This is a genomic window from uncultured Leifsonia sp. (assembly GCF_945957465.1).
Taxonomy (GTDB): Bacteria; Actinomycetota; Actinomycetes; order Actinomycetales; family Microbacteriaceae; genus Leifsonia.
The window spans coordinates 113133-125552 of the sequence record NZ_CAMFLC010000002.1 but is presented as its reverse complement, the minus strand read 5'-3'; the positions used below and the strand labels follow the sequence as shown (position 1 = coordinate 125552).

9 protein-coding genes are annotated in these 12420 nt (G+C 71.4%); 5 read left to right on the top strand and 4 right to left on the bottom strand.

The features are described from left to right. Window positions 1-283 precede the first annotated feature (283 nt). Both Q0Q23_RS01905 and Q0Q23_RS01900 read right to left on the bottom strand, forming a co-directional pair. Window positions 284-2749, bottom strand: coding sequence for a beta-glucosidase (locus Q0Q23_RS01905; protein WP_295118466.1), 2466 nt, complete (start codon window positions 2747-2749; stop codon window positions 284-286). 29 nt (window positions 2750-2778) lie between these two features. Further along, on the bottom strand, window positions 2779-4176 hold the full coding sequence (locus Q0Q23_RS01900) for an MFS transporter (protein ID WP_295118463.1): 1398 nt from the start codon (window positions 4174-4176) through the stop codon (window positions 2779-2781). A 141-nt stretch (window positions 4177-4317) separates the two neighbouring features. On the opposite strand from Q0Q23_RS01900, the gene Q0Q23_RS01895 reads away from it, so the two are divergent. Further along, entirely contained in the window at window positions 4318-5364 is a 1047-nt protein-coding gene (locus tag Q0Q23_RS01895; protein WP_295118460.1) for a LacI family DNA-binding transcriptional regulator, read from the top strand. A 23-nt stretch (window positions 5365-5387) separates the two neighbouring features. Continuing rightward, window positions 5388-6752 carry an esterase family protein gene (locus Q0Q23_RS01890; RefSeq protein WP_295118457.1) on the top strand — a complete coding sequence of 455 codons (1365 nt, stop codon included), beginning with the start codon at window positions 5388-5390 and terminating at the stop codon, window positions 6750-6752. Between the two features lie 77 nt (window positions 6753-6829). On the opposite strand, the gene Q0Q23_RS01885 is transcribed toward Q0Q23_RS01890, so the two are convergent. Both Q0Q23_RS01885 and tdh read right to left on the bottom strand, forming a co-directional pair. Beyond that, the gene (locus tag Q0Q23_RS01885) at window positions 6830-8017 is read right to left on the bottom strand and encodes a glycine C-acetyltransferase (RefSeq protein ID WP_295118453.1); all 1188 of its coding nucleotides are present in this window, start codon (window positions 8015-8017) and stop codon (window positions 6830-6832) included. After that, complete coding sequence (gene tdh / locus Q0Q23_RS01880) at window positions 8017-9060, bottom strand: L-threonine 3-dehydrogenase (protein ID WP_295118449.1); 1044 nt, start codon at window positions 9058-9060, stop codon at window positions 8017-8019. The genes Q0Q23_RS01885 and tdh overlap by 1 nt, the downstream gene beginning before the upstream one ends. A gap of 113 nt (window positions 9061-9173) precedes the next feature. Here tdh and Q0Q23_RS01875 point away from each other — a divergent pair, with 113 nt between their 5' ends. The 3 genes from Q0Q23_RS01875 to Q0Q23_RS01865 all read left to right on the top strand — a co-directional run bounded on the left by Q0Q23_RS01875 (window position 9174) and on the right by Q0Q23_RS01865 (window position 12403). Next, window positions 9174-9845, top strand: a complete 672-nt coding sequence (locus Q0Q23_RS01875; RefSeq protein WP_295118446.1) for a GAP family protein — start codon at window positions 9174-9176, stop codon at window positions 9843-9845. A gap of 49 nt (window positions 9846-9894) precedes the next feature. Beyond that, a complete protein-coding gene (locus tag Q0Q23_RS01870) occupies window positions 9895-10575 on the top strand; it encodes a hypothetical protein (protein WP_295118443.1) in 681 nt (226 codons plus the stop codon). 244 nt (window positions 10576-10819) lie between these two features. Continuing rightward, window positions 10820-12403 (top strand): hypothetical protein, encoded by a 1584-nt coding sequence (locus tag Q0Q23_RS01865; protein WP_295118440.1) that lies wholly within the window; start codon window positions 10820-10822, stop codon window positions 12401-12403. Window positions 12404-12420 lie beyond the last annotated feature (17 nt).

Below are 12420 nucleotides of genomic sequence, written 5' to 3'. Positions count from 1 at the left end.
CAGCACTCGAACCACCCGCATGTGCACCTCGCTCCCGCGCAGCCAGAGAAACCCGAATCCACCACCCGGACGGGACTGATGCGCCCCAAGAGGACCGGTCGTTCTACTCAACACGACGGTGACGACGGGGAAGCGGGCGAGACCCGGAGTCCGGCCCAATGATCACCCGGCCGTTCACACCCGCAACTCCAGCTGGCTTCAGCCGGAAATGATGCGCCCCCTCGGCCGGAGATTCACGGCCGAGGGGGCGGGTTCAGTAAGGACGGCGCGCAGCCGCCCATGGTCACACGGTGAAGCGGATCGGCTCCCCGAGCGTCGCGACGGAGGTGCCCACCTGCACGGCGTACTCACCCGGCTCCGTCCGCCAGGCGTGGTCGTCGACCGACCAGTACTGCAGCGATCGCGGCTCGAGCTCGACGGTGGCCACCGCGGCCTCCCCCGCCTCGGCCCGGATCAGGGCGTAACCGGCCAGCCAGAGCACCGGCCGCTCGATCGGCGATTCGGAGACACGGGACAGGTAGACCTGCACGACCTGCTTGCCCGCTCGCGTCCCGACGTTGGTGACGGGCACGCTCACGGAGAGGCCGTCGAGGGTCGCCTCGCCCAGCTCCCACTCGGTGTAGCCGAGGCCGTGACCGAACGGGATGGCCGGTGCCGGGCCGCCGAGTGCGGCGCGGCGCAGCCACTCCCGGTAGCCGACGTTCAGCTTCTCGTCGTAGAACAGGGCACCGTCGATCGGCTCGACCTGCCAGACCGGGACGTCCTCCTCATCCGCCGCCCACGTGGTCGGGATGCGGCCGCCCGGCTCACGCGCGCCCGAGAGCACGTCGGCGAGGGCCCCGCCGGTCTCCTGGCCCGGGAACCAGGTGAGCAGCACGGCGGGAGCGTCCTCGAGCCAGGGCAGGATCACCGGACCTCCCGAGTTCACGACGACGACCGTGCGGGGGTTCGCGGCCAGCACGCGGCGGACCAGCTCGTCCTGCCCGTCCGGCAGGCGCAGGCCGGCCCGGTCGAAGCCCTCCGACTCGAGGGTCTCGGTGGTCCCCACGACCACCACGGCGACATCGGAGGACGCGGCCAGCTCGACCGCTCGCTCCAGCTCTCCCGCCGGGTCCGCGAACGGCTCCTCGTAGCCGAAGGTGAACATCACCGCGGCGAGGCCGGCCTGCTGCTGCGGCCGGTGCTCCAGGCGCAGCGAGACGCTCTCACCGGCCTTCAGCCGCAGAGGGAAGGACTGCTTGGGCGGGTTGAGGAACGCCATGAAGGGGTCGGTGCCCTCGGGGAAGAACAGGCCGTCGCTCTTGAGCTCGCCGTCCACCTCGAACCGGAACATCCCGAGCCCGGCGAACCCGACCTCGTACTCGCCGTCCTCCGGCGCCGTGAACGATGCCACGGCCTCCACCACGGCGGTGTCGCCGAGGACGGGGTCGCCCAGCCAGACGAGCCTGCCCGACGTGCGGTGCTCGTCGAGGAGCACCTCGCCTGCCTCGCTCAGGAACCGCACGTGCAGGCCCGGCTCTCCGGTCACCGGGTCGGTGGCGACCCGGCCGTCCACCGGCAGGATCGACTCCGACGATCTGACGCCCGCCGCGTAGCGCACGTGGTCGGCGCCGAAAGCGGCGACCAACCCGTCGTACGGGGTGACGACGTGATCCGGGAACACCGTGGCAGAGCCGCCGCCCTGCGTTCGAGCGATGCGGGCGTGCTCGCCGACGAGTGCGACCGTCGGGCCCGCGGCGGTGTCGAACGGCAGCACGCCGTGGTTGCGCACCAGCACCATCCCGTCGGCAGCCGCCTCGCGCAGCAGGGCGTCGATGCGATCCTGCGGCCACGGCAGCGCCTTCGGCGTCGCCGGTTCCACGCCCTCGAGTGCGCCGAGGCGCCCGGCGAGGCGCAGGATGCGGCGCACCTTCTCGTCGATGTCCGCCTCGTCGACCTGGCCGGAGCGCACGGCCTCCACCAGAGCGGCGCCCCAGACGCCGTCGGGCCCGGGCATGGCGAGGTCCTGCGCCGCGCGACCGGCGGCGACCGTGTCGCGCACGCCCATCCAGTCGGACACGACGACACCGTCGAAGCCCCACTCCTCTTTCAGCGGCGAGCGCAGCAGGTCGTTCTCGGTCATCGTCACGCCGTCGACGGAGTTGTAGGACGACATGACCAACCAGGCCCCGCCCTCGACCACCATGCGCTCGAACGGGGCGAGGTAGACCTCGCGGAGGGTCCGCTCGTCCACGTGGACGTCGACCGTCATGCGGTCGGTCTCGCTGTCGTTCGCCACATAGTGCTTGGGCGTGGCTCCGACACCGCACGACTGCACGCCCTTCACGAAGGCCGTGCCGATCACGCCCGAGAGCCACGGGTCCTCGCTGTACGCCTCGAAGTGGCGGCCGCCGCGCGGGGAGCGCTGGATGTTGACGGTCGGCCCGAGAGCGACCCCGACGCCCTTGCGGCGCGCCTCGGCCGCGATGAGCTGGCCGAAGCGGTGCACCCGCTCCGCATCCCACGACGCGGCAAGGGAGGTCGGCGACGGCAGGCTCGCCGACGAGTCGCGCTCGTCCCATCGCTGCCCGCGGACGCCGGCGGGGCCGTCGGAGACCACGATCGTCTCCAGGCCGATCTGCGGCTCGTCGTGCAGGGTCCAGAACGAGGCGCCGGTGAGGAGGCGCACCTTCCGCTCGAGCGAGAGGGAGCCGACCAGCCCGTCGAGGAACTCGTCCGCGACGTCGGCGGCGGTGGTGATGTCGGTCATGCGCACATTCTCCTTGGCGGGCGGGGCACCTATCGGACGGACTTGATCGGGAGGACCGCGAAGGAGCCGAGGAGGGCGATCACGATGCCGATCGGGAACAGCGGGGTGTAGACGTTGCCGAACCCGACGACGATGGCGCCGGCGATCCCGGGGGCGAGCGTCTGCGGCAGGGTCGCTGCGATGTTCAGCACACCGAGGTCCTTGGCGAAGTCGTCCTTGGACGGCAGCACTTCGCTCATCAGGGCGGTGTCGACCGACTGGTAGGCGCCGAAGCCGAGGCCGGCGACGAACGAGAAGATCATCATGCCGGTCACGGTCGGCATCACCAGCGGGAACAGGAGCGAGACGGCGAGGATGACACCGGCGATGATCACGAGCGGCTTGCGGCGCCCCAGCTTGTCGGACAGCGGACCGCCGACCAGGGTCGAGATCAGGGTTCCGGCGAGGCTCAGGAGGCCGAGCAGCGGGACCACCGCGACGGCGCCGCCCTTGAGGCCGATGTAGTCCTGCAGGATGAACAGCTGGTATCCCGTGACCATGAAGTAGCCGGCGAAGAGCAGGAGGCGTCCGGTGAAGCCCCAGAAGAAGTCGGGGTGCTTGACCGGGCTGACCCAGAACGTCTTGAGGAAGGCGACCAGGTTGAACGGCGGCTTGGGCTCGCCCTTGCTGGACGTGTCCGGGTTCAGGACGACGAACAGCACGATGACGATCAGGGCGACCCCGGCGAACACGAGATAGCCGGTGGGAATCGAGCCGGCGAAGGCCGCGCCGGCGATCTGGCCGCCGAGTGCGCCGAGCATCAGGCCGAGGCCGCTCAGGGCGGCGAAGGTGCCGCGGACGGCGCTGGGGACCCGGTCGGGGAGGATCGCGCTCAGCGGGCCCTGGGCGAAGTTGTATGCCACCTGCACGATGACCCAGGCGATGGCGATCTGCACGACGGTGTTCGCCGCTGCCATGCCGAGGAGGGCCAGACCGCCGATGAGCGCACCGGCGACCATCCACGGTGCGCGCCGCCCGAACCGGCTGCGCGTGCGGTCGGACACCATGCCCGCGATCGGCTGGGCCACCATCGCGGCGAACGCGCCGATGGTCGCGACCACGGCCAGCGTGCCGGCCTTGGCGCCGTCGCCGACGATCCCCTGCACCTGCAGCGGGAGCAGGATGCCGGGAACGGCTCCCCAGATGCCGAAGATGGCGAGGTTGGCGACCGACATGGACAGCATCAGCTTGAGCAGCTTGCCGCGCACCCTGACCTTCTGCGGCGCCTGGGCCGAGACGGCGGAGGTGGGCGCGGCCGAGAACGCCGAGTCGGCGGTGGTCAGGGTCGAGCCGAGCGCCACGCTGTCGGGCGCGCCGGACAGGTTCGGCGGGAGTGTGGGCTGGATGGGGCGCGGGGCCTCGGGGAGGTCGTCTGACGGCGTTGTCACGGGGTGTGTCCTTTCCTCAGCAGGCGACGCTGCGTGCTAACACGCGTAACCATACGGGACGCGATCCGCGAATACAAGCCGTCGCTCGGTTTTGCTGACGCGAGTAACCAGGCCGGTGCCGAGACCTAGACTGAGCACACCATGTTCACGCCGCAGGTCGTCAAAGCGCCCACGAGCGCGGACGTCGCCCTCGCGGCCGGCGTCTCGCGCGCGACGGTCTCGTTCGTCCTCAACGACAAACCCAACTCGCGCGTCTCCGACGACACCCGCCACCGCGTGCTCGAAGCGGCGCGCCTGCTGGGCTACACGCCGAACACGGCGGCCCGGTCGCTCGCGAGCGGGGAGGCCGTGGCAGGCCTGCTGCTCGCAACCTCGGCCTCCGACCACGGCGCCACGGTCGAGCGCGCCTTCGACGCCCTCCTCGGCCGCACGGTCGACGACGGCACCGACGCGCTTCGGCACGCGGACACGGCGACCACGGGTGCGGAGGCGGGCCAGCTCTGGGCGAAGCTGCGCCCCGAGGCCGTGCTCGCCGAGGCCGAGCGCTGCGACGAGGCGGCCACCGAGGTGCTCCGCCTCGCGGGCGTGCGCGCGCTGATCGTGCACGGAACGGTCGCGGTCGACCACGCACCGTCGCTGGTCATCCCCCAGCGCCCGTTCGGGAGCACGGCGATCGAGCATCTCGCCGCACTCGGCCACCGGCACGTCGTCTACCTGGCGCCCGCGCGGCCGGGGGCGGCCGCCTCCGAACGGCTCGCCGGCGCCCAGGAGGCCGCAGACCGGCTCGGGGTCCGGCTCGACATCGCGCACGCCGCAGCGTCCGCGCGCACGCTGCGCGACTGGGCACACGGCCTCCGCTACGACCCCGCCGCGCCGACGGCGGTGGCGGCCGCCGACGACGGGCTGGCGATGGCGGCGATCCGCGCCCTCGTGGACGCCGGCCTGCGGGTGCCGGGCGACGTCGCGGTGGTCGGCGCCGACGACCACCCTGCCGCCGCCGACTTCGTCCCGCGCCTCAGCACGGTCACCTTCGACGCGGAGGCACTCGCGGCCGACCTGCTCGACGCCTACGCACGCATGCGCTCCGGCGAGCGGGTCGAGCGACTGGAGGCACCCCCGGTGCGGTTGGTCGCGCGGGAGTCCAGCACGCCCCCGGTTGCGGGGGTCCGTACCGACGATCAGGGGTAGACCGGCCGGTTAGGCTGGGCGGTGTGGGGACTCTCGCCTGGCTCACACTCGCCCTCGGCCTGCTCGCCGCCTACCCGGCCTGGCGATTCGGCGTGCGCGCGTGGCGGTTCGGGGCGGGTCCGACCGTCCGGGCCGTGCTGATCGGCCAGGTCGCCGGACTGGCGTTCATCCTGCTCTGGTGCCTCTTCGCGCCGCGGCCCGATCTGGGCGGTGTCGGCTGGTTCGCGATCGCACTCGCGACGCTCGCCGTGCCGCTCGCCCTCGGCGACGCACTGCAGTCCCGCGCCCGGCTCCGCATGCTCGCCGTGACCCTGACCGTCGTGAGCGGTCTGGCCGGTCTGGCCGCGACCGGGTTCACGCTCGTGCCGACGCTCACCAGCGCGACGATCGCGGGCAAGCAGGTGCCGCTGACCCCGCAGAACCTCGCCGACGGCGCGCAGCTCACCGTGCGCATCCCGCCGACCGCCTCCGGATTCTCGGCCCGCGACGCCCACCTGTTCGTGCCCTCCGGGTGGTTGCGCGACCCCTCGACCACGCGCCCGGTGGTCGAGATGATGATGGGGCAGCCGGGACGGCCGACCCTGGGCGCGACGCTCGACGCCTTGCACAGCCTCGGCGACCAGCGGCTGGACGACGCCCCGTTCGTGCTCGTCGTCGACCAGCTCGGCGCGATCGACAAGAACCCGCCGTGCAGCGACACCGGCGGCGGCAACCTCGACACCTACCTGTCGAAGGACGTGCCGGACTGGATCCGGGGCAACCTGCCCGCCGGCGACGACCGGCAGGACTGGGTGATCGCCGGCTACTCCCACGGCGGCGAGTGCGCCGCCTACCTGGGCGCGAAGCATCCCGGAACGTGGGCGAACGTCGTCGACATCTCCGGCCCCGACAAGCCGGGGGAGCACCGTCCCGTTTACACGCGCAACACGTACTACGGCGGCAGCCAGGCCGCATTCGAAGCCACCTGGCCGGCGAACGTGATGGCCGCCACCACCTACACGGAGCCGATGACCGGCATCTTCGTCGCCGGCGACCTCGACACGCACTTCCGGCCGCAGGTGGAGGCCACGGCCACCGCGGCGGAGAAGGCGGGCTGGAAGGTCACATACTGGGCTGTCCCCCACTCCACTCACACCGAAGCACTGGAACCCGGCCTCGCGACCGCGTACAACCAGCTCATCCCCCGGTGGATCGCCTCCGGCGCCATCCCCTTGGCCGGCCGATTGCTGTGCACGCCCGACCAGAGCGCGCGTGCGTGCGGGCTGACCCAGGCGGCCGCGGTCGCCGGAACCGTCACGATCGTCGATCTGAGCGTGCTGGCGGCGTTCCTGGGCGCACAGCTGCTGCTGTTCTTCCGTCGCGGACGCCGGGCCGCTCCCTCACAGTGACAGCGCCCTGACGACGGGCGAGATTCGTCACGAATGTCGACATTCGTGGCACGAATCCCGACATTCGTCACGAATCCTCAGGCTGAGACGGCCTCCCGTGCCGCGGTGAAGGCGTCGACGCACCGATGGATCTCCTCGTCGGTGTGCGCCGCCGACAGCTGCACCCGGATGCGCGCCTTGCCGCGCGGCACCACCGGGTACGAGAACGCCGTGACGTAGACGCCGAGCTTCTGCATCTCGTCGGCGATCCGCGCGGTGAGCGCGGCGTCGCCGAACATCACGGGCACGATCGGGTGCTCGCCCGGCAGGAGGTCGAACCCCGCCTCCGTCATGAGGTCGCGGAACAGCACCGCGTTGCCGAGGAGTTGCGCTCGCAGCTCGTCCGACTGCTCCAGCAGGTCGAGCGCGGCCAGCGTTCCTGCGACGATCGACGGTGCGAGCGTGTTCGAGAACAGGTACGGCCGAGCGCGCTGGCGCAGCAGATCGACGATCTCGCGCCGCGACGAGACGTAGCCTCCCGAGGCTCCGCCGAGCGCCTTGCCGAAGGTGCCGGTGTAGATGTCGACACGGTCGGCGACGCCGCAGAACTCCGGCGTGCCGCGGCCGTGCTCCCCCACGAAGCCGACGGCGTGCGAGTCGTCCACGAACACCAGCGCGCCGAACTCGTCGGCGAGGTCGCAGATCTCACGCAGCGGCGCGATGTAGCCGTCCATCGAGAACACGCCGTCGGTGACGATCACGGTGAACCGGGCGCCTGCCTCCTTCGCCGCGGTCAGCTGCACGCGCAGGTCCTCCATGTCGCGGTTCCTGTAGCGGTAGCGCTGCGCTTTCGACAAACGGATGCCGTCGATGATCGAGGCGTGGTTGAGCTCGTCGGAGACGATCGCGTCCTCCGCCGAGAACAGGGTCTCGAACACCCCGCCGTTCGCGTCGAAGCACGACGAGAACAGGATCGTCGCCTCGGTGCCGAGGAAGGCTGACACCCGGCGCTCCAGCTCGAGGTGCTGCTCTTGCGTGCCGCAGATGAACCGGACGCTCGCCAGGCCGTAGCCCCAGTCGTCGAGCGCGGTCTTGGCGGCGTCGCGCAGGGCGGGGTGGTCGGCCAGGCCGAGGTAGTTGTTGGCGCAGAAGTTCAGCACCTGGGCGCCGTCGGCCGTGATGAGGGCGGCCTGCGGGCCGTGGATGCTGCGCTCGCGCTTGGTGAGCCCGGCCTCCTCGATCTCCGTCAGCTGCGCCGCCAGGTGCTCGCGAAACGTCCCGTACATCAGAGCTCCGTCCAGTCGAGGATGACCTTGCCGCCACCGGCCGCCGCCGCGGCGGCGAACCCCTTCTCCCAGTCGCGCGCGGGGAAGCGGTCGGACACGATCGAGGCGATCGCGTCGTGCAGCGGCTTCGAGGTCTGCAGCATCGCCCCCATCGCGTTCCAGGTCTCGAACATCTCGCGACCGTAGATGCCCTTGAGCGTGAGCATGTGGGTGACGACGATGCCCCAGTCGATGGCGATCTTCTGGCTCGGGAGGCCGAGCATCGCGATCCGGCCGCCGTGGTTCATGTTCTCGATCATCGAGGGCAGCGCCGTCGGGGCGCCGCTCATCTCGAAGCCGACGTCGAAGCCCTCGCGCATGCCGAGGGCGCGCTGGGCCTCCCGGATGTCGTGTTTCGACACGTCGACGGTGCAGTCCGCTCCCATGCCGGCGGCCAGCTCCAGCCGCTGCGCGCTGACGTCGGTGCCGACGATGAAACGCGCCCCGACGTGCCGGGCGACGGCGATGGCCATCAGACCGATCGGGCCGCAGCCGGTGACGAGGACATCCTCGCCGACCACCGGGAACGCCAGCGCGGTGTGGACCGCGTTGCCGAGCGGGTCGAACAACGCGCCGACCTCCGGCTCGATGCCGGTGTGGTGCACCCACACGTTGGTCGCGGGCAGCACGAGGTACTCGGCGAAGGCGCCGTCGCGCTGCACGCCGACGCCCTGGGTGCGGATGCACATCTGACGGCGGCCGGCGCGGCAGTTGCGGCAGGTGCCGCACACGATGTGGCCCTCGCCGGAGACCTTGTCGCCGACCTCCACGTCGTGCACCAGCTCGCCGACCTCCACGACCTCGCCGTAGAACTCGTGACCCGGCACGAGCGGGGCGGCGACGGCGGAGGCGGCCCAGTCGTCCCAGCGCAGGATGTGCAGGTCGGTTCCGCAGATGCCGGTGCGGAGCACCCGGATCTTGACGTCCTCCGGGCCGATCTGCGGCTCGGGGACGTCGACCAGGGCCAGCCCGGGGCCGGCCTCGCTCTTGTACAGGGCTCTCATGTTCGCCATCCTCGTGGGGTCGTGCGGTGTGCGTCGTCGCAGGGGCCTCCTCTGCCTTGTGAGCGGGTGGCCGCAGACCAGCCTACTCGCCGGTCCGCGCTACATTTCCTGTCATGTGGTCGCAGCTGGGGCAGGTCGTCGCGGAGTTCTTACCGCTCGCCGTCGGCGTGGCACTCAGCCCGCTGCCGCTCATCGCGGCGGTCATCATCGCTCTCGGCGAGGGGGGCGGCGGCCGGGCCTCGGCGCTGCTCGCCGGCCGGTTCGCGGGGGTCGTGGTCGTGGTCGGCCTCTTCGCCGCACTGTCCGAGCTGTTCGCGGATGCCGGAGGACCGGAGGTCGTCCTGGCCGTGCTGAACGTCCTCCTCGGCCTGGCGATGATGGTGTTCGGAGTGCTCAGCTGGGTGCGGCGACCACGCGGCGATGAGGCCGATGCGCCGCCGAAGTGGATGGCCTCGCTCACGGGCGTCTCCGGCGGCAAGGCCGTGGGGCTGGGGTTCACGCTCTCGGTGGCCAATGTGAAGGAGCTCGCCTTCGGGGCGGGCGCTGGAATCCTCATCGGCAGCACACTCACCGAGGCGCCGCCGACGATCGCCGCGGTCGCGGTCTTCGCGGCGATCGGCAGCCTGACCGCGGCCCTCCCGGTCGTCGCGGTGCTCGTCGGCGGCGAGCGCATCCGTCCGGCCCTCGACCGGCTGCACGGCGCGTTGCTCCGGTCGAGCAGGACCATCACCGCCGTCGTCCTCGTGCTGTTCGGGGCGGTGCTGCTCGCCAGCTCGTTCGGGTGATCTCCCGGGCGCTGTCGCCGCGCCCTTCCCGATCGCTATGCTCTGCGCCATGACAGGCGAACCGGTGCCCGGAGCGGTGGCACCCGTCGGCGGTGAGCGGCCGTGGACGGATGCGGACAGCGCGCTCTGGCACACGGCCCGCCTGCTGGCCGCGGTCGAGAGCGGCACGATCCCCGACGAAGGCGTCCGCACCCTCTTCCCGCTGCACGAGGGGGAGGTCGCGATCGCCCAGGGTTCGTACACCCTCGACTCGATGCGGGCGATCGGCGACGGCAGCTACCAGCGGTCGGGGGCGTTCGCGTTCGGCACGGGAACGCTCGGGCTCGCCCTCACCGCGGGCACCCTGGCCGCGAACGCCTCACACAACAACGCGGCACGCGCCCAGGCGGCCGCCGATGCGCAGGTCGTCTGGAGGCCCGACCATGGCGGGATCCTGACCGTCACGAACCTCGGATTCTGGATCGTCACCAGCACCGGGACTTTCTGGTGGGACTGGGGGTCCGTCGACCTCATGCAGGTGGTGGCGTTCAATACGGTCGTGCTGCAGGGCAGGTCGGAGCGCGGACCCGTCACCTGGCGCGTCTACTCGTACTGGGCCGAACTGCTGTTCGTGCTCTGGGCGCGGGCACGGCATCCCGGCCACCCGCAGCTCGCGGGCCGCGGCTGGCTTCCGGACCGGTGGGAGGCCTGGGCAGCCCAGGTGGGTCATCCTCTGCCGGCACTGCCGTGAGGGGTGAAGAGTCCGGCGATTTCCGGCCTCCCCTGCACTGAAACCCCGGTACGTCGGCGTCGCTTGCTCGTACGCTACGGGCCCAGGACTCCCGATCCTGCAGACCCGACCCGCCTGGCGAAAGGCATCGACGCAATGGCCACCCCGTGATTCCCGACCCCGCACGACCACCACCAAGCAGGGGCTCTCGCGGCGCACCGTCGTCGGCGCGACCGCCTGGGCCGTTCCGGCGATCGTCGCCACGGTGGCGTCGCCGGCCGCTGCCGCCTCCATGCCGCCGGGCGGTCCGGTCTACATCCCCCCGCGGCTCACGGGCGTCATCGGCGGCGGATGGGCGATCACGACGAAGTTCGATGCGGCCAAGCGGCTGCCCACGGGCACGCCGCGCGCCGTGACGGCGACAGCGACCGAAGTGCCCATCATCGTGTCACCGCCGAAGGCCACGACCGTCACGGTGACGATCGCCGGCTCCGGCTTCTCGCTGTTCGGGGTGGGGAACGAGCTCACGTTCACGGCCACGCAGACCATGACCGTCGCGACGGCGGCGAACGGCGCAGGCGTCGTGTACGTCGCGATTCCGCCCGCCGGTGTGGGCGACACGACAGCCGTCATCACCGCGACGGCGAACGGGTCGAGCGCCAGTTCACTGCTGACGGCCCGCCCCGGGCACGCCTACACGATCGGAGGGCGCACCGCGCAGGGCCAGACCGCCAACGGGGTCATCGTGGGCAGCGTCGCGTACCCATCGCCGTGGGCCCTCGACGGGCCCCTGTCGGCAGTCGGCGTCTCGCAGAGCGCCGTCCTCGGCATCGGCGCCGACGCGGGGCTCCGCGGCGCCGGCGTCAACTCCAAGGGCGACCTCGGCACCGGAGGCACCGCCGCCTCGACGCGCGGGCTGCAGAGCGCGCAGAAGGCCGACGGATCGCCGTTCGTCGACGCCGTGCGCATCATCGCCTCGCAGAGCGGCGCCGACCAGTACCTGGTCATCGTCGAAGACGCCGCGGGCGACTGGCTGGCCGCGGGGGAACAGGCCTCGAACTACCTCGCCATTCCGGGCGACGTGACGACCGCCCGAACGATGACCCGCTTCACGCCGGTCGGCGGCAAGCTCCCGGGCAAGCCCGTCTGGGTCTCCCTCAACCGAAACGACGCGATGCTGGTCTGGACCCTCGAAGACGGCACGGTCTGGCTGACCGGCGATGCCTCGAAGTTCGCCAAGCTCACGAAGGGCCTGCCGGTCAAGACCGGAGCCGGTGTCGTGCAGCAGCTGCTGTACCGCGACGGCTCGCCGGTCACCGGGGTGAAGAAGGCGGTCCAGGCCGACGACTGGACGCTGATGATGCTCACCCTCGACGGCCGGGTGCTGTTCTCGGGGACGGCGACGGCCGCATACACGCCGGGCGGGTACGTCGACGACGGGTACGTCCACGAGATCCAGCCTCCCCCCGGCGAGCTCGTCGAGATCTGGGCGCATCAGCCCAGCAACGCATACGGAACGAGCTTCTACATCAAGAACACGGCCAACGAGCTGTGGGCGGTGGGCGGCAACGCGGACGGCACACTCGGCAACGGCACGACGGCTGCGACCCAGGACTGGAAGCGCGTCCTCGTCGACGATGTGAAGGAGATGTCCACGGGCAGCCAGCATCTCCTGGTCCTCGACAACTCCGGGGACGTCTGGTTCGCCGGGACCAACGTGGAGAACTGCTGGGGCATGGGCTCGGGAGGTCCGGCCACGGTCACGACACCGGTCAAGATCACGACCCTCCCGCCGAACGCGAAGAGCATCGCCAGCACCTGGATGAACGCGTCGGTGGTCCGCTACTGATCCAGGGGCCCCCGGCG

Coding starts and splice junctions, on each gene's coding strand:
- Q0Q23_RS01905 (WP_295118466.1), bottom strand. CDS start 2,749: ATGACCGACATCACCACCGCCGCCGACGTCGCGGACGAGTTCCTCGAC.
- Q0Q23_RS01895 (WP_295118460.1), top strand. CDS start 4,318: ATGTTCACGCCGCAGGTCGTCAAAGCGCCCACGAGCGCGGACGTCGCC.
- Q0Q23_RS01885 (WP_295118453.1), bottom strand. CDS start 8,017: ATGTACGGGACGTTTCGCGAGCACCTGGCGGCGCAGCTGACGGAGATC.
- tdh (WP_295118449.1), bottom strand. CDS start 9,060: ATGAGAGCCCTGTACAAGAGCGAGGCCGGCCCCGGGCTGGCCCTGGTC.
- Q0Q23_RS01875 (WP_295118446.1), top strand. CDS start 9,174: ATGTGGTCGCAGCTGGGGCAGGTCGTCGCGGAGTTCTTACCGCTCGCC.
- Q0Q23_RS01870 (WP_295118443.1), top strand. CDS start 9,895: ATGACAGGCGAACCGGTGCCCGGAGCGGTGGCACCCGTCGGCGGTGAG.